This is a genomic window from Thalassospira sp. UBA4513 (genome assembly GCF_002388495.1).
Lineage (GTDB): Bacteria > Pseudomonadota > Alphaproteobacteria > Rhodospirillales > Thalassospiraceae > Thalassospira > Thalassospira tepidiphila.
The window spans coordinates 2,206-2,527 of sequence record NZ_DGMR01000031.1 but is presented as its reverse complement, the minus strand read 5'-3'; the positions used below and the strand labels follow the sequence as shown (position 1 = coordinate 2,527).

1 pseudogene is annotated in these 322 nt (G+C 57.8%); it reads left to right on the top strand.

Annotation, left to right across the window (positions count from 1 at the left end):
• Positions 1 to 322, top strand: a pseudogene (locus tag B2T33_RS12200) (CobW family GTP-binding protein); the annotation flags it as partial.

Here is a 322-nt window from a genome sequence, read left to right as displayed (position 1 = left end):
TCACCGGCTTTCTGGGCAGTGGCAAGACCACGCTGCTTAACGCCCTGCTGACACAGGATGGCATGGATAAAACCGCGGTTCTGATCAACGAGTTCGGGGAAATCGGGCTGGATCATCTGCTGGTCCGCGAAGTATCCGAGGATGTGGTGTTGCTGAACTCGGGCTGCATTTGCTGCTCGGTGCGCGGTGATCTGATTTCGGGTCTGCGTGATTTGTTTGTCAAACGCACACGCGGTGAAATCCCGGAATTCGATCGGGTGATCATTGAAACCACCGGCCTTGCCGACCCGGCCCCGATCCTGCACACCCTGATGACCGACCC